This is a genomic window from Flindersiella endophytica (assembly GCF_054779015.1).
In genome coordinates this window covers 1-20,249 of the sequence record NZ_BAAGYY010000016.1, presented here as the reverse complement: position 1 = coordinate 20,249, position 20,249 = coordinate 1, and the positions used below count along the sequence as shown (strand labels likewise).

32 protein-coding genes are annotated in these 20,249 nt (G+C 68.1%); 3 read left to right on the top strand and 29 right to left on the bottom strand.

All coding sequences use genetic code 11. The annotated features are described in order from the left end of the window. Window positions 1-55: 55 nt before the first annotated feature. Window positions 56-1,738 (bottom strand): ABC-F family ATP-binding cassette domain-containing protein, encoded by a 1,683-nt coding sequence (locus tag ACYVF6_RS17455; protein ID WP_460522449.1) that lies wholly within the window; start codon window positions 1,736-1,738, stop codon window positions 56-58. Between the two features lie 132 nt (window positions 1,739-1,870). Between ACYVF6_RS17455 and ACYVF6_RS17450 the strand changes: the two genes are divergently transcribed. From ACYVF6_RS17450 to ACYVF6_RS17440, 3 genes are all read left to right on the top strand, one after another. Continuing rightward, window positions 1,871-3,559, top strand: a complete 1,689-nt coding sequence (locus tag ACYVF6_RS17450; RefSeq protein WP_460522447.1) for a hypothetical protein — start codon at window positions 1,871-1,873, stop codon at window positions 3,557-3,559. 88 nt (window positions 3,560-3,647) lie between these two features. Beyond that, complete coding sequence (locus ACYVF6_RS17445) at window positions 3,648-4,169, top strand: SigE family RNA polymerase sigma factor (RefSeq protein ID WP_460522445.1); 522 nt, start codon at window positions 3,648-3,650, stop codon at window positions 4,167-4,169. Continuing rightward, window positions 4,166-4,867, top strand: a complete 702-nt coding sequence (locus tag ACYVF6_RS17440; RefSeq protein ID WP_460522443.1) for a hypothetical protein — start codon at window positions 4,166-4,168, stop codon at window positions 4,865-4,867. The genes ACYVF6_RS17445 and ACYVF6_RS17440 overlap by 4 nt, the downstream gene beginning before the upstream one ends. 1 nt (window position 4,868) lies before the next feature. Here the strand turns inward: ACYVF6_RS17440 and ACYVF6_RS17435 are convergent, their stop codons facing one another. The 28 genes from ACYVF6_RS17435 to ACYVF6_RS17300 all read right to left on the bottom strand — a co-directional run. Beyond that, window positions 4,869-5,459, bottom strand: coding sequence for a class I SAM-dependent methyltransferase (locus ACYVF6_RS17435; RefSeq protein ID WP_460522440.1), 591 nt, complete (start codon window positions 5,457-5,459; stop codon window positions 4,869-4,871). After that, entirely contained in the window at window positions 5,456-6,268 is an 813-nt protein-coding gene (gene truA / locus ACYVF6_RS17430; protein ID WP_460522438.1) for a tRNA pseudouridine synthase A, read from the bottom strand. The genes ACYVF6_RS17435 and truA overlap by 4 nt, the downstream gene beginning before the upstream one ends. A 62-nt stretch (window positions 6,269-6,330) precedes the next feature. Continuing rightward, complete coding sequence (rplQ, locus tag ACYVF6_RS17425; protein ID WP_460522436.1) at window positions 6,331-6,819, bottom strand: bL17 family ribosomal protein; 489 nt, start codon at window positions 6,817-6,819, stop codon at window positions 6,331-6,333. 139 nt (window positions 6,820-6,958) lie between these two features. Then, window positions 6,959-7,981: a DNA-directed RNA polymerase subunit alpha gene (locus tag ACYVF6_RS17420; protein ID WP_460522434.1), complete on the bottom strand. Its 1,023-nt coding sequence runs from the start codon at window positions 7,979-7,981 to the stop codon at window positions 6,959-6,961. A gap of 112 nt (window positions 7,982-8,093) precedes the next feature. Beyond that, the gene (gene rpsD, locus ACYVF6_RS17415; protein WP_460522432.1) at window positions 8,094-8,702 is read right to left on the bottom strand and encodes a 30S ribosomal protein S4; all 609 of its coding nucleotides are present in this window, start codon (window positions 8,700-8,702) and stop codon (window positions 8,094-8,096) included. Window positions 8,703-8,748: 46 nt separating this feature from the next. Then, a complete protein-coding gene (gene rpsK / locus ACYVF6_RS17410) occupies window positions 8,749-9,156 on the bottom strand; it encodes a small ribosomal subunit protein uS11 (protein WP_460522430.1) in 408 nt (135 codons plus the stop codon). A gap of 36 nt (window positions 9,157-9,192) precedes the next feature. Then, entirely contained in the window at window positions 9,193-9,573 is a 381-nt protein-coding gene (rpsM, locus tag ACYVF6_RS17405) for a 30S ribosomal protein S13 (RefSeq protein ID WP_460522428.1), read from the bottom strand. 176 nt (window positions 9,574-9,749) lie between these two features. Next, window positions 9,750-9,863 carry a 50S ribosomal protein L36 gene (gene rpmJ, locus ACYVF6_RS17400; RefSeq protein ID WP_020575560.1) on the bottom strand — a complete coding sequence of 38 codons (114 nt, stop codon included), beginning with the start codon at window positions 9,861-9,863 and terminating at the stop codon, window positions 9,750-9,752. Window positions 9,864-9,872: 9 nt separating this feature from the next. Next, window positions 9,873-10,094, bottom strand: coding sequence for a translation initiation factor IF-1 (infA, locus tag ACYVF6_RS17395; RefSeq protein ID WP_460522425.1), 222 nt, complete (start codon window positions 10,092-10,094; stop codon window positions 9,873-9,875). Between the two features lie 186 nt (window positions 10,095-10,280). After that, the gene (locus ACYVF6_RS17390) at window positions 10,281-10,730 is read right to left on the bottom strand and encodes a DUF1707 SHOCT-like domain-containing protein (protein ID WP_460522423.1); all 450 of its coding nucleotides are present in this window, start codon (window positions 10,728-10,730) and stop codon (window positions 10,281-10,283) included. Between the two features lie 42 nt (window positions 10,731-10,772). Next, window positions 10,773-11,612 (bottom strand): RNA polymerase subunit sigma-70, encoded by an 840-nt coding sequence (locus ACYVF6_RS17385; protein WP_460523095.1) that lies wholly within the window; start codon window positions 11,610-11,612, stop codon window positions 10,773-10,775. Window positions 11,613-11,919: 307 nt separating this feature from the next. Further along, window positions 11,920-12,744: a type I methionyl aminopeptidase gene (gene map, locus ACYVF6_RS17380; protein ID WP_460522420.1), complete on the bottom strand. Its 825-nt coding sequence runs from the start codon at window positions 12,742-12,744 to the stop codon at window positions 11,920-11,922. 7 nt (window positions 12,745-12,751) lie between these two features. After that, complete coding sequence (locus tag ACYVF6_RS17375) at window positions 12,752-13,321, bottom strand: nucleoside monophosphate kinase (RefSeq protein ID WP_460522418.1); 570 nt, start codon at window positions 13,319-13,321, stop codon at window positions 12,752-12,754. Further along, window positions 13,321-14,634, bottom strand: coding sequence for a preprotein translocase subunit SecY (gene secY / locus ACYVF6_RS17370; protein WP_460522416.1), 1,314 nt, complete (start codon window positions 14,632-14,634; stop codon window positions 13,321-13,323). Before secY ends, ACYVF6_RS17375 begins: the two co-directional genes overlap by 1 nt. A gap of 180 nt (window positions 14,635-14,814) precedes the next feature. Then, complete coding sequence (gene rplO, locus ACYVF6_RS17365; protein WP_460522414.1) at window positions 14,815-15,279, bottom strand: large ribosomal subunit protein uL15; 465 nt, start codon at window positions 15,277-15,279, stop codon at window positions 14,815-14,817. A 2-nt stretch (window positions 15,280-15,281) separates the two neighbouring features. Then, window positions 15,282-15,464 (bottom strand): uL30 family ribosomal protein, encoded by a 183-nt coding sequence (gene rpmD / locus ACYVF6_RS17360; RefSeq protein WP_460522412.1) that lies wholly within the window; start codon window positions 15,462-15,464, stop codon window positions 15,282-15,284. Next, a complete protein-coding gene (rpsE, locus tag ACYVF6_RS17355; protein WP_460522410.1) occupies window positions 15,464-16,069 on the bottom strand; it encodes a 30S ribosomal protein S5 in 606 nt (201 codons plus the stop codon). The genes rpmD and rpsE overlap by 1 nt, the downstream gene beginning before the upstream one ends. Window positions 16,070-16,093: 24 nt before the next feature. Beyond that, entirely contained in the window at window positions 16,094-16,477 is a 384-nt protein-coding gene (gene rplR / locus ACYVF6_RS17350; RefSeq protein ID WP_460522408.1) for a 50S ribosomal protein L18, read from the bottom strand. Window positions 16,478-16,480: 3 nt separating this feature from the next. Then, entirely contained in the window at window positions 16,481-17,020 is a 540-nt protein-coding gene (rplF, locus tag ACYVF6_RS17345; RefSeq protein WP_460522406.1) for a 50S ribosomal protein L6, read from the bottom strand. Window positions 17,021-17,048: 28 nt separating this feature from the next. Beyond that, window positions 17,049-17,456: a 30S ribosomal protein S8 gene (rpsH, locus tag ACYVF6_RS17340; protein WP_460522404.1), complete on the bottom strand. Its 408-nt coding sequence runs from the start codon at window positions 17,454-17,456 to the stop codon at window positions 17,049-17,051. 82 nt (window positions 17,457-17,538) lie between these two features. Next, a complete protein-coding gene (locus tag ACYVF6_RS17335) occupies window positions 17,539-17,724 on the bottom strand; it encodes a 30S ribosomal protein S14 (RefSeq protein WP_460522402.1) in 186 nt (61 codons plus the stop codon). A 14-nt stretch (window positions 17,725-17,738) separates the two neighbouring features. Continuing rightward, window positions 17,739-18,308 carry a large ribosomal subunit protein uL5 gene (gene rplE, locus ACYVF6_RS17330; protein WP_460522400.1) on the bottom strand — a complete coding sequence of 190 codons (570 nt, stop codon included), beginning with the start codon at window positions 18,306-18,308 and terminating at the stop codon, window positions 17,739-17,741. A 2-nt stretch (window positions 18,309-18,310) separates the two neighbouring features. Continuing rightward, window positions 18,311-18,715 carry a 50S ribosomal protein L24 gene (rplX, locus tag ACYVF6_RS17325; protein ID WP_460522398.1) on the bottom strand — a complete coding sequence of 135 codons (405 nt, stop codon included), beginning with the start codon at window positions 18,713-18,715 and terminating at the stop codon, window positions 18,311-18,313. Beyond that, window positions 18,716-19,084 carry a large ribosomal subunit protein uL14 gene (gene rplN, locus ACYVF6_RS17320; protein ID WP_460522396.1) on the bottom strand — a complete coding sequence of 123 codons (369 nt, stop codon included), beginning with the start codon at window positions 19,082-19,084 and terminating at the stop codon, window positions 18,716-18,718. Window positions 19,085-19,092: 8 nt separating this feature from the next. Next, window positions 19,093-19,401 carry a small ribosomal subunit protein uS17 gene (rpsQ, locus tag ACYVF6_RS17315; RefSeq protein ID WP_460522394.1) on the bottom strand — a complete coding sequence of 103 codons (309 nt, stop codon included), beginning with the start codon at window positions 19,399-19,401 and terminating at the stop codon, window positions 19,093-19,095. Further along, entirely contained in the window at window positions 19,398-19,643 is a 246-nt protein-coding gene (gene rpmC / locus ACYVF6_RS17310) for a large ribosomal subunit protein uL29 (protein ID WP_460522392.1), read from the bottom strand. Before rpmC ends, rpsQ begins: the two co-directional genes overlap by 4 nt. Further along, window positions 19,643-20,062, bottom strand: a complete 420-nt coding sequence (gene rplP / locus ACYVF6_RS17305) for a large ribosomal subunit protein uL16 (RefSeq protein ID WP_460522390.1) — start codon at window positions 20,060-20,062, stop codon at window positions 19,643-19,645. Before rplP ends, rpmC begins: the two co-directional genes overlap by 1 nt. Window positions 20,063-20,064: 2 nt before the next feature. Further along, window positions 20,065-20,249: hypothetical protein (locus ACYVF6_RS17300; protein ID WP_460522388.1), on the bottom strand; the 185-nt coding region annotated here is incomplete at its 5' end.

Below are 20,249 nucleotides of genomic sequence, written 5' to 3'. Positions count from 1 at the left end.
CTCTCGCGCAGGGTGGCCGATCAGCTCCGGAGGCGCGAGAGTCGGCGGTGCCGGCTCAGCGGACTCGCCTGACGCGGCCTTCGTCCCAGACTGGTTCGTCGGACTCGTAGACGGAGCCGTCGGCGCCGAAGACGAGGTAGCGGTCGAAGCCGCGGGCGAACCAGCGGTCGTGGGTGACTGCCAGCACCGTGCCCTCGAACGCCGCCAGGCCGTCCTCCAGCGCGTCCGCCGAGACCACGTCGAGGTTGTCGGTCGGCTCGTCGAGGAGCAGAAGGGTGGCACCCGACAGTTCCAGCAGCAGGATCTGCAGCCGCGCCTGCTGTCCACCAGACAGCGACTCGAAGACCTGCTCGCCCGCATGCGCCAGCTCGTAGCGGTCCAGGACCTTCGCCGCCTGCTCCTGTGGCATCCCGTCGCGGTGGTCGTCGCCGCGGTGGAGGATCTCGAGCAGGGTGCGGCCCATCAGCTCCGGGTGCTCGTGCGTCTGCGCGAACCACCCCGGCCGTACGCGCGCGCCCAGCCGCGCCATGCCCTGGTGCTCGACCGGCGCGATCGGGACCTCGCCCACCGGCCGGTGCTCGACGTCCGGCAGCGAACCGCCGGCGGCCAGCAGCCGCAGGAAGTGCGACTTGCCGGAGCCGTTGGAGCCCAGCACCGCGACCCGTTCGCCGTACCAGACCTCGAGGTCGAACGGCTTCATCAGCCCGGTCAGCTCGAGCGACTCGCACACCACGGCGCGCTTGCCGGTGCGTCCGCCGCGCAGGCGCATCTCGACGTTCTGCTCGCGCGGCAGCGCCTGCGGCGGCCCGGCCTCCTCGAACTTCCGCAGCCGGGTCTGCGCCGCCTTGTAGGCAGCCGCGGCACCGTCGTTGACCATCGCACGCCGCTTCATCAACGCGACGAACGCCTTCAGCTTCGCGTGCTGCTCGTCCCAGCGGCGCCGCAGCTCCTCGAGCTTCTCGAACCGGGCCCTGCGCGCGGCGTGATAGGTGGCATAACCCTGCGGATGGGTCCACGCCGAGTTGCCCGCGATCTGGAGCTCCACCGTGACGACCCGGGTGGCGGTGTTGGCGAGCAGCTCACGATCGTGCGAGACGTAGAGGATCGTCTTCTGGGACTCGCGCATCCGCTCCTCGAGCCAGCGCTTGGCGGGTACGTCGAGGTAGTTGTCGGGCTCGTCGAGCAGCAGCACCTCGTCGGGGCCGCGCAGCAACGCCTCCAGGACGAGCCGCTTCTGCTCACCGCCGGAGAGCGTGCGCACCTCGCGGTAGCGCGCCCGGTCGAACGGGATGCCGATCGCCTCGGTGCAGCAGGTGTCCCACAACACCTCGGCCTCGTAGCCTCCGGCGTCGCCCCACTCGGCGAGCGTCCGGGCGTACCGCAGCTGGGTCTTCTCGTCGTCGCGCTGCATCATCGCGAGCTCGGCCTGCTCGACAGCCTCGGCCGCGGCCTGGATTCGCGGCGGCGCCACCGAACGCAGCAACTGCTCGACGGTGGTGTCGTCGCGCACGCTGCCGACGAACTGGCGCATCACGCCGAGCCCTCCGGTACGTACGACGGACCCGCCGTGCGACTGCACATCCCCGGCAACGATCTTCAGCAGCGTGGTCTTGCCCGACCCGTTCGCCCCGACCAGCGCGACCTTGGCGCCCTCGCCGACCCGAAACGACACGTCGTCGAGCAGCCGCCGACCGTCCGGCAGCTCGAACTCCACTCCTGCGACATCCACATGACCCACGCCACCCAGTGTGACCGGTGGACCGGCGAGGAAGCGAACGCATTTCGCGTTTCTCCAGCAACCACCGGCGCACCAGCACACTCCTAGTGAGATGTAGGGCTCCATTACGGAGCTTCAGGAGGGGGAATCTCCATGAGACGCACAGTCATGCCTGTGCTCGTGCTCGTCACCGGACTGGCCCTGGGCCTCGGTACGACAGCGCAGGCGGCCGTATCAGCACAGCCAGCACGGCCGTCCAGCCAAACGACAACCCGTACCGAGACGCACACGCTGACGATCGAGGTGCTGGATCGCAACGGCGAGCCCGCCCAGAACTCCGGCACCGTGCTCGTGGGGCTCGACTCCGACTTCGAGATGCCGGTCGACGGTCCGTCGTTCCAGGCCGACCTGCCCGAGGGCAGGTATCTCCTGGACGCCCAGATCACCACGGCGACAGCGAACGGCGAGGAACGCACCCGGCTCGTCCAGCCTCTGATCGATCTCGACCGGGACACCACGATCAGCGCGGACGCCCGCCTCGGGCGGCCGCTCGAGGTCACGCTTCCCGAGCCGTCCGCGAAGCTGGCGAACGGCCAGATCCACTTCCGGCGCTTCGTGGACGGGAAGCCGGTGTACGGCAGCGCGTTCGCCCTACTCGACCTCGACCACCACTTCACCGCACAGCTCGGCCCGGCCGTCCCCGCGGAGGAGATGGAGGTCTACGTCGACGGGCAGTGGGGCAAGCCGAGCGGTGCCACGGAGTACGAGATGCGGTTCTTCAACACGCCGTACATCTACGGTCTGATGTGGCGGGAGCCGGCGTATCCGACCGGGCTGCGGAAGACCGTCACCGATGCGGAGCTGGCGACCGTGACGTCGCGGCAGTTCTCCAGCGCCACGGGGTCGAGGTCCCGGCTCATGCCCGGCGCCAGCCTCGGCGGGATCAGCTCCAGCCCTGGAAGCTTCCGGTTCGACCTGCCGGCAACCGTCACTCTCCATCTGTCGAGCGGTGACGTGCGGTGGAGTGCGAACTTCTACGAGCACGCGCCTCCGTTCGACCCGACCCAGGGCTCGGTCGAGCTGAACTACCTCGGCACCGCTCGGAGCAGGTCTTACGTGGCCGGGCGGAGCTATCGCGAGACCTGGAACTCGGCCGTGCTGGGCCCGCAGATTCCGACCTGGCTCCGGCCCGCGCCTGATCTTTCGGACGACCCGTGGCCGTGGTTCGCCCGGAACGGCGACCTCATCGCGGTCCAGACTCCGCTGCTGTCCGACCGGTCCGGCCACGTCAACCTCCAGGCACCGTACGCGGGCGTGGAGAACCCTCGGACCGCGTTGTACCGCGACGGGACGCTCCAACAGGAGTTCCTCTCGTACGGATACATCGACGCGTACGGGCTCGACCCCGCACCTGGCAGCTACCGGCTCGAGACGAGCTTCGAACGGCCGCTGGCCGACATCTCGACCAAGTTCAGCGCGGCGTGGACGTTCGGGTCCGCCCACACCGACGGACCGGCGGCCCTGCCGGTGTCGACGATCCAGTTCGCGCCGGCGGTGAACGAGCGCAACCAGGTGACCTGGCGGCCCACGTACACCGTGCCGGTGACGGTCCAGCGGCAGGCCGGCTCCACCGCCGGTCCGGTCCGCACGCTGGACGTCGACGTCTCGGTCGACGACGGCCAGACCTGGATCGACACCAAGCTGACCCGCGTGGGCTCCAACCGCTGGCTCGCCACCGTCAGCACGCCGCAGGGCACCCACGTCACGATCCGGGCGAAGTCGGCCGACACCAACGGGAACACCGTCGAGCAGACGATCACCCGGGCGTACGGGTTGAGCTAGCCGCACGAAATCCGCTCGTACGCATGCATAGTCGCGGCACGCTCTGGGCGTCTGGGAAGTTGAGAGCCCAACGACAGGGGAAAACTTCGTGGACAACCGAGCTGAACGCGAGTTCCGCGACTTCGTGGAAGCGAGATCGCTCGCGCTGCTGCGTACGGCGTACGTCCTGACGGGCGACCAGCATCTGGCCGAGGACCTCGTACAGACGGCCCTGGCCAAGCTGGCCGCCCGCTGGGGCAAGGTGAACGACCCCGAGGCGTATGCCCGGCGGACGCTGTACCACGACCAGGTCAGCTGGTGGCGACGCCGGGCGCGGGCGCGCGAGGATCTGGTGGCCAGCGCGCCCGAACGCATCTCCGGCGCGGGCGTGGCCGAGCAGGCCGCCGACCGGGTCGATGTCTGGCAGGCCCTGCACCGGCTCGGCACCCGGCAGCGGGCCGTCCTCGTGCTGCGCTACTTCGAGGACCTGCCCGAACGCGAGGTCGCCGACATCCTCGGCTGCTCGGTCGGCACCGTACGCAGCCAGTCCAGCCGCGCGCTGGCCAGGCTGCGCGTGGTCGCTCCCGAGCTCGCCCATCCGCCTGTCCTGACAACGGAGGTAAAGCAGTGAACGAAGAGGAGTTCCGGAGCACGCTCAAGGCCTTCGGCCAGCTCGTCCGGCCGGTTCCGGGGCTGGCCGACCAGGCGCTGCGGCAGGCGCGGCGACGCGGGAACGTGAAGCGGGTCGCGATGGTGGGCGGGGCGACCTTCGCCGTCGTCGGTGTGCTCGGCGCGGCGGCGACGCTGCCCGCGCTGCAGAACGTGTTCGACCCGGCGGACGGCGGACCCGAGCCGGCGCCCGTGTGCCCGACGGAGTCCACACAACCTCCTACGCCCGAGCCGACGTCGTACCCAACGCCGTACCCGACGGCGACGCCGGCAGAACCCCAGCCGACGGATCCCGAACCCAAGGCGACCGCGACGGCCCCGGATCCCGAGCCGACCGAGCCGCCGACACCCGAAGCCTTGCCGAAGTCCGGCACGGTGCCTCCGACTCCGCGGCCGAAGCCGTACGACGACCCGGCGCCGGAGCCGACCTGCGCCGACCCCGAGCCGACGGCAACCACTCAGCCGACGCCCAGGCCGACAGCCATGCCGTCGGACGCACCGACCCCGGAGCCGACGGCCATGACGCTGCCCACCGACGCCCCCGAGCCGACAGCGACCGCCACCACCGACCCCGAGCCGGTACCGACGGCGACCACCGATCCGTCCACACCGGTTCCCCAGCCCACTCCGAGACCGACCCGCGTCCCTGCCCCGCGCTGAGCTATCGGCTCACTCGCAACACCCGGAAACCCTTGGCGCTGGCGTGCCGCCCGGCACGCCAGCCCTGGTCGTTCAGCCAGCGCTGCAACGAGTCGCCGCCCAGGTTCTTGCCGACCACCAACCACGCCACACCGTCGGCCGCCAGCCGCGGCAGCCAACGCTCCAGCAGCTCGTGCAGCGCCGCCTTCCCCACCCGGATCGGCGGGTTCGACCAGATCTCGTCGAACTCCAGCTCTTCGGGCACCTCATCAGGCAGGGCCGTACGAACCGGCAGCCCGAGCTTCCGCGCGTTCGACGCGGCCAGCTCCAGCGCCCGCGTGTTCACATCGACCGCCCACACCGTCGAGCCCGGCACCCGGTCGGCCAGCACGCACGCGATCGGACCCCAGCCGCAGCCCAGGTCCAGGAACGTCCCCGCCCGCCCCGGCAGCGGCGCCTCCCGCATCAGCACCGACGTGCCGAGGTCCAGCCGGTCGCTGGAGAAGACACCGGTCGAGGATCCCAGCTCGTACGACGCGCCGTACGCGTCGAAGCGAACCGTCCGCGGCGAGGCCGCGGAGTCCGGCACGGCCGAGAAGTAGTGATCGCTCATCGCGGTAGAGGGCTCCTCATCCGGCGGGCCTCACCGGCCCGGGCGGCCAGCTCGCCGTCCGGAGGGTAACCGACCTCCTCCAGCGTGAGTCCCCGCGCCGGCACGACCTGAACGGCCGAGTCGCGTACGCCGGCCGACAGCACCACGGCCGGCCACGAGACCGGCTTGCGTCCGGTGCCGACGGCGAGCAGAGCGCCGACCAGTGCCCGCACCATCGAGTGGCAGAACGCGTCGGCGACCACGCGCGCCACCACCAGGCCGTCGTCGTCGCGGGACCAGCCGAAGTCGAGCAGCGCGCGGATCGTGGTCGCGCCCTCGCGCCGCTTGCAGTACGCGGCGAAGTCGTGCTCGCCGGTCAGCGCCGCGGCCGCGGCGTTCATCGCGGCCAGGTCGAGCGGCCAGGGCCACGGCAGTACCTCGTGCCGGCGCAGCGGATCGGCGCTCTCCGGCCCGTCGCTCAGCCGGTAGGCGTACCGCCGCCAGACCGCCGAGAACCGTGCGTCGAACCCCTCCGGCGCCACGGCGACCCGGTGCACGCGGATGTCGTCGGGCAGTGTCCCGTTCAGCCGCCGTTCCAGCTCCGAGACCGGCACCTCGACGTCGGCGGGAACGTCCAGGTGGCTCACCTGTCCCCGCGCGTGTACGCCGGCGTCCGTCCTCCCGGCGACGGTCAGCGCCGCCGGTGCGGGCAGCCGCAGCACGGTCGTGAGCGCGGCCTCCAGCTCGCCCTGCACCGTACGCCGGCCCGGCTGCGCGGCCCAGCCGGAGAACTCCGTGCCGTCGTACCCGAGATCGATCCGCAACCGCACACAACGCCGCGACCCGCCGTCCGAATCCGGAGCGGCGGGTCGTGGCGGTTGCTGCGAGTGCGTCAGGACTTGTCCTCGTCCTTGGCTTCAGCCTCGGTGGTGTCGACGTCGGTGGCCTCCGCCTTCGTCTCCTCGGCGGGAGCCGGAGCGGAGTCGGCCGGCGCGTCCGTTGTGGTCACCGTCGCCGCCTCCGGCATCGGGTCGACCAGCTCGATGACGGCCATCGGCGCGGCGTCGCCCTTACGCGGACCGACCTTGGTGATCCGGGTGTAGCCGCCGGGCCGGCTCGCGAAGCCCGGTCCGATCTCGGCGAACAGCGAGTGCACGACGCTCTTGTCGCGGATGACCGAGTGCACCTGGCGCCGCGCGTGCAGGTCGCCGCGCTTGGCCTTGGTGATCAGCCGCTCGGCGAACGGACGCAGCCGCTTCGCCTTGGTCTCGGTCGTCGTGATCTTGCTGTGCTTGAACAGCTCGGTGGCGAGGTTGGCCAGCAGCATCCGCTCGTGCGCCGGGCTGCCGCCGAGACGGGGACCCTTGGTGGGCTTGGGCATGGGTGGTTCTCCTTCCTGCACCGGCCGTGTGAGGTACCGGCGTCGGTCCGGCCGTATGAGGTACCGGGGTTTCGGTTGTCTGGCCGGGCTCAGGTCGAGCCCGGCTCAGCGGCTCACCGCTGTCAGGACGTCAGTACGTTTAGTACTGCTCGGTCTCGGCGGCGTCGTAGTTGTCGTCGTCCTCGTCGTCGAACGCGTCGACAGCAGCGCTCGGGTCGAAGCCCGGGGCGCTGTCCTTCAGCGAGAGGCCCATGCCCGCGAGCTTGGCCTTCACCTCGTCGATCGACTTGGCGCCGAAATTCCTTATATCCAGCAGGTCCTGCTCGCTGCGCGAGATCAGCTCACCCACGGTGTGGATGCCTTCGCGCTTGAGGCAGTTGTACGAACGGACCGTGAGGTTGAGGTCCTCGACCGGCAGCGCGAGGTCCTGCGCGAGCTGCGCGTCGACCGGCGACGGGCCGATGTCGATGCCCTCGGCGTCGACGTTGAGCTCACGGGCCAGGCCGAACAGCTCGACCAGCGTCTTGCCGGCGCTCGCCACCGCGTCGCGCGGCTGCATGCACGACTTGGTCTCGACGTCGAGGATCAGCCGGTCGAAGTCGGTGCGCTGCTCGACACGAGTCGCCTCGACCTTGTAGGTGACCTTCAGCACCGGCGAGTAGATCGAGTCGACCGGGATCCGGCCGATCTCGGCGTCGGCGCGCTTGTTCTGCACGGCGGAGACGTAGCCGCGGCCGCGCTCGACGACCAGCTCCATCTCGAGCTTGCCCTTGCTGTTGAGCGTCGCGATGTGCAGGTCGGGGTTGTGCACCTCGACACCGGTCGGCGGGGCGATGTCGGCGGCCGTGACGTCGCCGGGGCCCTGCTTGCGGAGGTACATCGTGACGGGCTCGTCGTGCTCGCTGGAGACGACGAGCTCCTTGAGGTTGAGGACGACCTCGGTGACGTCTTCCTTCACACCGGGGATCGTCGAGAACTCGTGCAGCACGCCGTCGATCTTGATGCTCGTGACCGCCGCGCCCGGGATGGACGACAGCAGCGTGCGGCGGATGGAGTTGCCGAGGGTGTAACCGAAGCCGGGCTCCAGCGGCTCGAGGACGAAGCGCGAGCGGTAGTCGCCCGCAACTTCCTCGGCCAGAGTCGGGCGCTGTGCGATCAACATGAGATTTTCTTCCTTTCCGCGCTGTCCGCCATATGACAGTCGCGAAGGTGGTGTTGCTATCCATTGTGCCGCGCGGGTGCGAATCACGCCCCCGCGCGGCGTACGTCAGCGACTAGAGCTTCGAGTAGTACTCGACGATCAGCTGCTCGTTGACCGGAACGACGATCTGCTGCCGGGTCGGGAGCTGGTGCACGAGCACACGCAGCGTGTTCGGCAGCACCTCCAGCCACCCCGGAGCCGGACGGTCGCCCTGGGTCTCGCGGGCGATGATGAACGGCGTCATCTCCCGGGACTTCGGCCGAACGTCGATCACGTCGTGCTCGCTCACCTGGTAGCTCGGGATGTTCACCTTCTGGCCGTTGACCAGGAAGTGACCGTGCACGACCATCTGGCGTGCGGCCCGGCGGGTGCGGGCGATGCCCGAGCGGTAGATCACGTTGTCGAGGCGGCGCTCGAGCAGCTGCAGCAGGAGGTCACCGGTCTTGCCGGTCTTGCGCGACGCCTGCTTGTAGTAGCTGCTGAACTGCTTCTCCAGCACGCCGTAGGTGTAGCGAGCCTTCTGCTTCTCGCGAAGCTGCAGAAGGTATTCGCTCTCCTTCGGACGGCCGCGGCCGTGCTGGCCGGGCGGGTAAGGACGGCGCTCGAACGCCTTGTCCTCGCCGACCAAGTCGGTGCCGAGCCGGCGCGACTTCTTGGTCATGGGGCCGGTGTAACGGGCCATGTCTCTGCTTACTCCTTCGGGCTCTTAGGGCTCGTGTCGCGCTGTCTCAGACCCGGCGCCGCTTGGGCGGCCGGCATCCGTTGTGGGGCACGGGGGTGACGTCCTGGATCGTTCCGACCTCGAGGCCGGTGGCCGTGAGGGAACGGATCGCGGTCTCGCGGCCGGAACCCGGACCGCGAACGTAGACGTCGACCTTCTTCATGCCGTGCTCCATCGCGCGGCGGGCAGCAGCCTCGGCGGCCAGCTGTGCCGCGAACGGCGTCGACTTGCGCGAGCCCTTGAAGCCGACGGTGCCGGCACTGGCCCACGAGATCACCGCACCGGTCGGGTCGGTGATCGTGACAATCGTGTTGTTGAACGTGCTCTTGACGTGCGCGTGACCGAAAGAGACGTTCTTCTTTTCCTTGCGGCGCACCTTCTTGGCGGCACCGGCAGTCTTGCTCCTGGGTGGCATGTGGTGTGAAAGCTCCTGTCGCTGTCGAGGTCTCGGCTACTTCTTGCCGGGCTTCTTCTTGCCGGCCACGGTCTTCTTCGGGCCCTTGCGCGTACGCGCGTTGGTCCGGGTGCGCTGACCGTGAACTGGAAGGCCGCGACGGTGCCGCAGACCTTCGTAGCAACCGATCTCGATCTTGCGCCGGATGTCGGCCGCGACCTCACGGCGGAGGTCACCCTCGACCTTGTAGGTCGCCTCGATCCAGTCGCGGAGCTTGACCAGCTCATCGTCGCCCAGTTGGTGGACGCGCAGATCCGGGCTGACCCCGGTCTCACGCAGCGTCTCCTGAGCGCGGGTACGGCCCATGCCGTAGATATAGGTGAGCGCGACCTCGATGCGCTTGTCGCGCGGGAGGTCTACGCCGACGAGACGTGCCATCTTCGGGCAGGTGTCCTTTCGGGTTCGCGGAGGTTTCGGTACGCGGTGCGTCCCTACCTGCCCGATAGGGCCCCGGCCTCCGGTCCGGGGGCGACGCCCAGGAAGTCGACCTGGACGAGCGATCCGCGTTTTTACTTGTTACGTCTGTGCACCTGCGTGCGGGGTGTGATCTTCGCTCAACCCTGGCGCTGCTTGTGGCGCGGGTTCTCGCAGATCACCATGACCCGGCCATGACGGCGGATCACTTTGCACTTGTCACAGATCTTCTTGACGCTCGGCTGGACCTTCATGTCTCTCTCTTAGCGGTAGCGGTAGACGATCCGCCCACGGTTAAGGTCGTACGGCGACAGCTCGACGACTACGCGATCCTCGGGGAGGATCCGGATGTAGTTCTGCCGCATCTTGCCGCTGATGTGCGCGAGGACCTTGTGCCCGTTCTGAAGCTCCACGCGGAACATCGCGTTGGGTAGCGCCTCGATGACCGTACCTTCGATCTCGATGACGCCTTCCTTCCTAGGCATATCCTCCACAATCGTTGAGTTCAGGGTTTGAGCAGAGCCAGCGCAACATCATCTCACGGCACACAGACCGACCGTGAAGTGTACGCGACACGCCGACAAGATGCGAATCGCAGGGTATCTCACTAGCGCTGAACTGCCAAAATCACCCCGGAAACGTCAACGATAGCCCAGGGCACGGCGGCGGGGTCAGGCGCGTGGCTTGGCCGAGCGCCGGATGATGTCGATCGTCAGCAGCACGGCACCCCACGGGCCGGCCACCCACATCGGCCAGAAGTACTCCAGGTTGCCGTTGCCGAGCGACACGAGCACCCAGATCACCAGGTTGATGCTGACCGCGCAGGCCCAGATCGTCCACAGCACGCGCATCGCGCGGTCGCCGCCGCCTTCCCTGCCCCTCGGCGGCGGAACGGGCATCTGCTGCGGCTTGACGATGTCAGGCGTCTTGTGCGTACGCATGACCGGAATGTCTCGGATGAGCGGTTCCAGCTCGCCGTAGGTCTGCGCTGTATAGGCGGCGTTCAGCCGATCCTCGAACTCGTCGGCTGACAGCCGACCCTCCACGTGCGCGTCCCGCAACCGGCCGACGATCTTCTCGCGATCGCCGTCCGATGCCCGCATCTCCGGTCCGTAGGCCACGGCCCTAGTTTGCCTCCCCCGGGTGGGGGCGCGCATCAGGGATCACCCGAAAAGGGGCGCGGGTTTTCCCTCAGCATCGAGCCGCGCGGGCAGGCCGAACAGCGGGAACAGCCGGTCGGTCGCACGGAACGCGTTCAGCCCGGAGATCCGTCCGTCGCGAATCTCCAGCACGTGCAGTGCCCAGGGGTCGTAGCCCTGGCCGGTCTCGCTCGGACGGTACTGCCCGAACGCCGGCGATCCGTTGGCGAACGTCCGCACCAGTCGCGATCCACGGCAGCCGACACCCGGGCCGCGCAACCAGCGGCGAATCCCCTCCGGACCCTGGATCCACGTGGTGTACGGCGGCAGCGACAACGTGGCGTCGATGTGAAGGAGGTACACCAACGCGTCGATGTCGAAGCTCTCGAACGCATTGACGAAGTGCTCCAGCAGCACGGACTGCGCGGCGTTCAGCGGTCGCGTGGGCGTCGTGCCGCCCATCGGTCCGGCATCGCCTTCGGCTCCGGCCCGCAGGCCGGCCAGCGTGGCGCGGGCCCGCTGCAGCGCGCTGTTCACCGACTGTGGTGTCGTGCCCACCAGCTCGGCGATCTCGGGTGTGGACAGGCCGGCCACCTCGCGCAGGAGCAGCGTCGCCCGCTGCCAGGGCGGGAGGTACTGCAGCATCGCGACGAACGCCAGCCGGATCGACTCGCGGGCCATGGTCGCCGCGGCCGGGTCTCCACCGGCCGGGAGGACCCAACGGTCCGGCACCGGCTCGACCCACCTGGCCAGCGGCAGCGCCTCCCCCGGCGACGCCGGGTCGACCGCCGGAGCGGAGAGGTCCATCGGACGGGCCCTGCGCTTGCCGGCGTCGAGCAGGTCGAGGCAGACGTTGGTGGCGATGCGGTAGAGCCAGGTGCGCAGGCTGGAGCGATTCTCGAACGCGTCGTGGTGGCGCCAGGCACACCAGCGTCTCCTGCGCTGCGTCCTCGGCCTCGAACGCCGAGCCCAGCATGCGATAGCAGTATCCGACGATCTCGCGCCTGTGCTCGAACAACTGGTCGGTCAGCGCGGCTTGGTCCTCGAGCGTGGACTCACTCATCGGCCCACCACCTCCTGCGTGCGTACATCCATCATCGCTGGGTAGACGGCACGCCGCAGCCGACCTCATCGGCCTGCGGAGCGGAAACTGCGGAAAACCGCGACTCGCTTACGCGCCGGTGGGAGCGCCGCAGGCCACGCCGAGCTCGGCGAGCTTGGCCGCTCCCCCGTCCAGCGCCGTGAGCACCCACGGGCCTTCGGCGGTCAGCGCGATCGTGTGCTCCCAGTGCGCCGACGACGACCCGTCGCGGGTGACGACCGTCCAGTCGTCCTCGAGCACGTCGGTCTCGCGTCCGCCCAGCGTGATCATCGGCTCGACGGCGATCGTGAACCCCGGTACCAGCCGCGGGCCGCGCCCGGGCTTGCCGACGTTCGGCACGTTCGGCGCCATGTGCATCTCGGTGCCGATCCCGTGGCCCACGTAGTCTTCGACGATGCCGTAGTCGCCCTGGCCGCGTACGTACGTCTCGACGGCCGCCGACACGTCTGACAGCCGGCCGCCCAGCTTGTAGGCCGCGAGGCCGCGCCACATGCCTTCCTCGCATACCCGGGAGAGCTCGGCCAGCTCGGGCGCCACCTCACCCACGGGTACGGTCACCGCGGAGTCGCCGTGCCAGCCGGAGAAGATCGCGCCGCAGTCGATCGAGATCAGGTCACCCTCGCGCAGCGCGCGGCCGCCGGGGATGCCGTGGACCACCTCGTCGTTGACCGAGGCGCAGATCGACCCGGGATAGCCGTGGTAGCCCTTGAACGACGGCACCGCACCCGATCGCCGGATGTTCTCCTCGGCGAGCGCGTCGAGATCGGCCGTCGTCACATCTGGTGCCACGGCATCGCGCAGCAGCTCGAGCGTGCGGGCGACCACCAGGCCCGCCTCACGCATCAACGCCAGCTGCTCAGGAGTCTTCAGCTGGACCTTTTCACCGAACAACAACGAAAACCTACGCCTCGTTGACCAGTGACTTCAGCACGCGGTTGGTGACGTCGTCGATGTCGCCCATGCCATTGACGATGTCGAGCAGCCCGCGCTGGGCGTAGACGTCGAGCAGCGGCTCGGTCTGCTCGGAGTAGACCTCGAGCCGACGCCGGATGACGTCCTCGGTGTCGTCGGAACGACCGGAGGACTTCGCGCGGCCGAGCAACCGCTTGACCAACTCCTCCTCGTCGACGTGCAGGACGATCACGCGGTCGAGCGCCACCCCTTCGTCGGCGAGGATCTTGTCGAGCGTCTCGACCTGCTTGAGCGTGCGGGGGTAGCCGTCGAGGAGGAAGCCACCCTCGGTGTCGGGCTCGTCGAGCCGGGTGCGCAGCATGGAGTTGGTGAGCTCGTCGGGGACGTACTCGCCCCGGTCGAGGTAGCGCTGCGCCTCGCGGCCGAGCAGGGTGTGCTCGCTGACGTTCTTACGGAAGATCTCACCCGTGGAAATGGCCGGGATGGACAGCCGTTTCGCGATCTCTGTCGCCTGTGTGCCCTTCCCCGCGCCCGGCGGGCCCATGATGAGAAGCCGCATCAGCGCATGAACCCTTCGTAGTGCCGCTGCTGCAGCTGACTCTCGATCTGCTTCACGGTGTCGAGACCGACACCAACGATGATCAGAATGGAGGTACCTCCGAACGGGAAGTTCTGATTCGCCTGAATCGTCGCGAAGGCGATCAGCGGGATCAGTGCGATCAGGCCCAGGTACAAGGAGCCCGCCGCGGTGATCCGCGACAACACGTACTGCAGGTATTCCTCCGTCGGCTTACCCGCCCGAATGCCTAGGACAAATCCTCCGTACCTCTTGATATTGTCCGCCACGTCCTTCGGGTTGAACGTGATTCCGACGTAAAAGAACGTAAAGAACAAGATCAGCGCGAAATAGCTGATCATGTACATCCAGTGGTCACCGTTTTGGAAGTTGCCCTGGATCCACACGGCCCAGCCGGCCTGCGGGTTGAAGCCCGCCGCCAGGATCGGGATGTAGAGCAGGCTGGACGCGAAGATCACCGGGATGACGCCCGCCTGGTTGACCTTCAGCGGGATGTAGGTCGACGAGCCGCCGTAGGAGCGCCGGCCGATCTGCCGCTTGGCGTACTGCACCGGGATCCGGCGCTGCGCCTGCTCGACGTAGATGACCGCCGCCATGATCACCAGACCGACCGCCATCACGGCGAGGAAGACTCCCCAGCCGCGGGTCTTCTGGATCGCCCAGAGCGAGGTCGGGAAGCCGGCCGCGATCGAGGTGAAGATCAGCACGGACATACCGTTACCGACGCCACGTTCGGTGATCAGCTCACCGAACCACATGATGACCGCGGTGCCCGCCGTCATCACGACGACCATCGTGGCCAGCTTGAAGATGCTGGCGTCGGGGATGATGCTCTGGCACTCCTTCGCGCCACCGCGGAACATGTTGCCCGAGCGGGCCAGCGCGATGATCGTCGTCGACTGCAGGATCGCCAGGCCGATCGTGAGGTAACGGGTGTACTGCGTGATCTTCTGCGTGCCGGTCTGACCCTCCTTCTTGAGGGTCTCCAGCCGCGGGATCACGACCGTCAGAAGCTGCAGGATGATGCTCGCCGTGATGTACGGCATGATCGTCAGCGAGAAGACCGACAGCTGCAGCAGCGCGCCGCCGGACAGGACGTTCATCATGCCGTAGATCGCGTTGGCACCACTCTGGTCCGCCATCAGTGGCGTGACGCAAGCCTTGAGCGCCTTGGCATCCACGCCGGGCGTCGGCAACAACGAGCCGAGCCGGAACAGCGCGAGGATGAACAGGACGAAGAGCAGCTTCTTACGCAGGTCCGGCGTCTTGAACGCGTTTACGAACGCGGAAAGCACCCTGTCCTCCTGCTGTGCCAGCCTGGCCGGCGGTCGAGTTCGGTGTCGGTACCTAGCTGAGACGACATGTCCGGGGGTACGCGAGCGTCCCCCCTGGTCCAATGGACTTTAACAGCCGCACAGCGAAAGAGGGGCGTCCTGGTGGGGTTCTGATCAACCCACCAGGGCGCCCCGCGCCTCTTACAGCTCAGTGGCAGTGCCGCCGGCAGCGACGATCTTGTCGCGGGCGGAGCCAGAGAACTTGTGCGCGCTGACCTGCAGCGCGACCTGGATCTCGCCCTCGCCCAGCACCTTCACCGGCAGGCCGGAACGCACCGCGCCCTTGGCTACCAGGCTCTCGACCGTAACCTCGCCGCCCTCCGGGAAGAGCAGAGCAAGGCGGTCGAGGTTGACCACCTGGTATTCCTTGCGGAACGGGCTCTTGAAGCCCTTGAGGTAGGGCAGCCGCATGTGCAGCGGCAGCTGGCCACCCTCGAACCGCGCGGGCACCTGACCGCGGGCCTTCGTGCCCTTGGTACCGCGACCACCGGTCTTGCCGCGCTTGCCGGCCTCACCACGGCCGATCCGGACCTTGGCCTTCTTGGCACCGGGTGCCGGGCGCAGGTGGTGCACCTTCAGCGGACTGCCGTTTTCCGATGCAGCCATGACTACTTGACCTCCTCGACCGCGACCAGGTGTGCCACGGTCGCGATCATGCCCCGGACCTCAGGGCTGTCGTCGCGCACGACCTCCGCACCGATCCTCTTCAGACCGAGGGTGCGGAGCGTCTCGCGCTGGTTCTGCTTGCAGCCGATCTTGGACTTGACCTGCTTGACCTTCAGCTGCGGCATTACGCGGGCACCTCCGCTCGCGCCTTCAGCAGCGCCGCCGGCGCCACGTCCTCGACCGGCAGGCCACGACGGATCGCGACCTTCTCCGGCGACTCGAGCATCTTCAGAGCCGTCTCGGTGGCGTGCACGACGTTGATCGCGTTGGCCGAGCCGAGCGACTTGCTCAGTACGTCGTGGATGCCTGCGCACTCAAGGACCGCGCGAACGGGGCCACCCGCGATCACACCGGTACCGGGAGAGGCCGGACGCAGCAACACCACGCCCGCGGCCTTCTCACCCTGCACCGGGTGCGGGATCGTGCCCTGGATCCGCGGCACCTTGAAGAAGTGCTTCTTGGCTTCCTCGACACCCTTGGCGATCGCGGACGCGACCTCCTTGGCCTTGCCGTAGCCGACGCCGACAGTACCGTCACCGTCGCCCACCACGACCAGCGCGGTGAAGCTGAACCGGCGACCACCCTTGACGACCTTGGCCACCCGGTTGATCGAGACAACACGCTCGATGTAGGCGACCTTCTCCTGGACCGAGCCGCCCCGACGTTCGTCCCGGCGGTCCCGGCGCTCGCCACCAGTGCCACCACCGCGGCGCTGTTGGGCTTGTGCCATTACCTTCTCCTAGCTTTCCGAACGTCAGAACTGGAGCCCGCCCTCGCGAGCGCCCTCTGCGAGCGCCGCGAGCCGGCCCTGGTAGCGGTTGCCGGCGCGGTCGAACACGACCGCCTCGACACCCTTGGCCTTGGCCCGCTCGGCGAGCAGCTCGCCGACCTTGCGGGACTTGGCCTTCTTGTCGCCGTCCAGCGTCCGCAGGTCGGCCTCCATCGTGGAAGCCGATACGAGCGTCTGGCCGATCGTGTCGTCGACCACCTGCGCGAAGACGTGGCGCGCCGAGCGCGTCACGACCAGGCGCGGCCGGGCCGCCGACCCGAAGATCTTCTTGCGGCCACGCAGCTGGCGGCGCAGCCGAGACCGCGCCTTGGTGCTCGTGGACTTGTGCAGCTTGAGACTGGTCGCCATCGCTTACTTGCCCGCCTTTCCGACCTTGCGGCGGACCTGCTCGCCGGCGTACCGCACACCTTTGCCCTTGTACGGTTCCGGCTTGCGCAGCTTGCGAATGTTCGCCGCGACCTCGCCGACCTTCTGCTTGTCGATCCCCGAGACCGAGAACTTCGTCGCCGACTCGACGGCGAACGTGATGCCCTCGGGCGCCTCGAAGCTGATCGAGTGGCTGTAGCCCAGGGACAGCTCGAGGTTCGTGGGTCCCTTGGGTACCACGCGGTAACCGACGCCGATGACCTCGAGCTTGCGCTCGTAGCCGGCGGTCACGCCGGTCACCATGTTGGAGACCAACGTGCGGGTCAGCCCGTGGAGTTCCTTGCTCTTACGCTCGTCGTCCGGGCGCAGGACCTCCAGGTTGCCGTCGTTCTGCTTCACCTGGATGGGCACCGCGACAGTGTGGCTCAGGGTGCCCTTGGGCCCCTTCACCGTGACCGTCTGGCCGTCGATCGTGACATCGACACCCGAAGGCACCGGAATGGGGAGCTTGCCAATCCGCGACATACGGTTCTCTTCCTCCTTCCGGCCTTCGTCACCAAACGTAGGCGACGACTTCGCCGCCTACCTTGCGCTTGCTTGCCTGCCGGTCCGTCAGCAGGCCCTGGGATGTCGAGATGATCGCGATCCCGAGGCCGCCGAGGACGCGCGGCAGGTTGGTCGACCTCGCGTACACCCGCAGACCCGGCTTGGAGATCCGGCGGATCCCCGCGATCGAACGCTCCCGGTTGGGACCGAAGCGCAGCTGGACCGTCAGCGTCTTGCCGACGACGCCCTCTGCCGGCTCCTCGACGTGCCAGCCCGCGACGTACCCCTCCTGCTGGAGGATCTCGGCGATGCCGGCCTTCAGCTTGCTGTAGGGCATCGTCGTGCTGTCGTGGTACGCCTGGTTGGCGTTACGCAGACGAGTCAACATGTCTGCGATCGGGTCGGTCATGCTCATGGTGCTGTGAGCCCACTTTCTCGCCGTGGTTTCCGCTGGCCTTGCGGGGCCGCGGACCTTCGGCGCTAGAGGTCTAAGTTGGTTACCAGCTGCTCTTGGTCACGCCGGGAAGCTCGCCACGGTGGCCCATCTCCCGCACGCAGATCCGGCACAGGCCGAACTTGCGGAAGACCGCCTTCGGCCGGCCACACCGCTGGCAGCGGGTGTAGGCGCGGACCGCGAACTTCGGCTTCCGCTTCGCCTTGTTGACCAGCGCGGTTTTCGCCATCTGTCCAGTGCTCCTTACCGCTCAGCGAAGGGAAAGCCGAGCTCCTTGAGCAGGGCGCGACCCTCGTCGTCGTTGCTTGCCGTGGTCACGATCGTGATGTCCATGCCACGCGACCGGTCGATCCGGTCCGGGTCGATCTCGTGGAACATCACTTGCTCGGTGAGACCGAAGGTGTAGTTGCCACGCCCGTCGAACTGCCGGGGCGACAGCCCGCGGAAGTCACGGATGCGCGGCAGTGCCAGCGACAGCAGCCGGTCGAGGAACTCCCACATCCGGTCGCCACGCAGCGTCGTGTGCGCGCCGATCGGCATGCCCTCGCGGAGCTTGAACTGCGCGATCGACTTGCGGGCCTTGGTGACCGCCGGACGCTGACCCGTGATCGCGGTCAGGTCGCGGACGGCGCCGTCGATCAGCTTGGAGTCGCGGGCCGCGTCACCGACACCCATGTTGACGATGACCTTGACCAGCGTCGGCGTCTGCATCGGGTTGGCGTAGCTGAACTGCTTGCGCAGGTTCGCCACGATCTCCTCGCGGTAGCGCAGCTTCAGGCGAGGCTGCACTTTCTCTTCTGTTACGGCCGTCATCCTCAGATCTCCTCGCCGGTCTTCACCGCGATACGCACGCTGCGGTAACCGGTGTACGTCGAACCGTCGGCGCGGCGCTTCTCGACCTCACGGCGCTGGTAGCCGACGCGAGTCGGCACCTTCTTGCCGTCGACCTCGACCAGCAGCGTGACGTTGGAGACGTCGATCGGCGCCTCCTGGGTCACGATGCCGCCGGTCTTGCCCTGGCGGCCCTGCGCCTGCTGGACCTTGGTGTGCCGCTTGACGCGGTTGGCGCCCTCGACCAGCACCCGGCCCTTGACACGGTCGACGCCGATCACGCGGCCCTCGACGCCCTTGTCCTTGCCGGCGATCACGAGCACGTGATCGCCCTTCTTGATGTTCAGCTGCAACTTCTTCTTCTGCTGCTGCTTGACTGGGGCAGCCATCTACAACACCTCCGGAGCGAGCGACACGATGCGCATGTAGCGCTTCTCGCGCAGCTCACGGCTCACCGGGCCGAAGATACGAGTGCCGCGGGGCTCACCGTTCGGGTTGAGCAGCACGGCCGCGTTCTCGTCGAACCGGATGTAGGAGCCGTCGGGACGACGGTGCTCCTTGACCGTACGGACGACGACCGCCTTCACGACCTCGCCCTTCTTCACGTTGCCACCGGGGATGGCGTCCTTCACCGTCGCGACGATGACGTCGCCGATCCCGGCGTAGCGTCGCCCGGAGCCGCCGAGCACACGGATGCACAAGATCTCCTTGGCACCGGTGTTGTCGGCCACTTTGAGGCGCGACTCCTGCTGAATCACGGCTGCTCCTACTTGGCTTTCTCGAGGATCTCGACGACGCGCCAGCGCTTGGTCGCGGACAACGGCCGGGTCTCCATGATCTGCACGCGGTCGCCGACGCCACACGAGTTGGCCTCGTCGTGCGCCTTCAGCCGGCTCGTACGGCGAATGACCTTGCCGTAGAGCGGGTGCTTGACCCGGTCCTCGACGAGAACCACAACGGTCTTGTCCATCTTGTCGCTGACGACGAGCCCTTCGCGGGTCTTGCGGAAGCCCCGCGTCCGGCCCGTGTCGGCAGTGGTGTCAGCCACGTTCTCCACCTTCTCGCTCGTTGTCATGCTTCGCCTCCGGCGGTCGCCTCGACCGGGGCATCGACGATGCCGAGCTCACGCTCGCGCATCACCGTGTAGATCCGGGCGATCTCGCGACGGATGGTACGCAGCCGGCCGTGGCTCTCGAGCTGACCGGTAGCAGCCTGGAAGCGCAGGTTGAACAACTCTTCCTTGGCCTCGCGCAGCTTGTCGGCGAGCTCTTCATCACCGAGGTTGCGCAGCTCGGTGGCCTTCGAGGTCATCGCCATCAGGACTCCGCCCCCTCTCGAGTGACGATGCGGCACTTCATGGGAAGTTTGTGGATCGCACGAGTAAGGGCCTCGCGAGCGATCTTCTCGTTCGGGTACGAGAGCTCGAACATCACACGGCCGGCCTTGACGTTGGCGACCCACCACTCCGGCGAGCCCTTACCGGAACCCATCCGGGTCTCAGCGGGCTTCTTGGTCAGCGGGCGGTCGGGGAAGATGTTGATCCACACCTTGCCGCCACGCTTGATGTGCCGGGTCATGGCGATACGAGCTGCCTCGATCTGCCGGTTGGTGACGTAGTGGCCCTCGAGCGCCTGGATGCCCAGCTCGCCGAACGTCACGGACGTACCGCCCTTGGCACGGCCACCGCGCTTGGGGCTGTGCTGCTTGCGGTGCTTGACCTTACGCGGGATGAGCATGCTCAGCCCTCCTGTCCACTCGCGCTGGGCTGGGCCCCAGAGTCGGGCGCGGCTGCCGGCGCCGCCGGCTGCTCGGCCGGAGCGGCCTGCGCCTGCTGCTGCTCGCCGCCGCGCGCTCCGCCACGGTCGCCACCGCGGCCGCCACGACCACCACGGTCACCGCCGCGGCCACCACGGCCGCCACGCT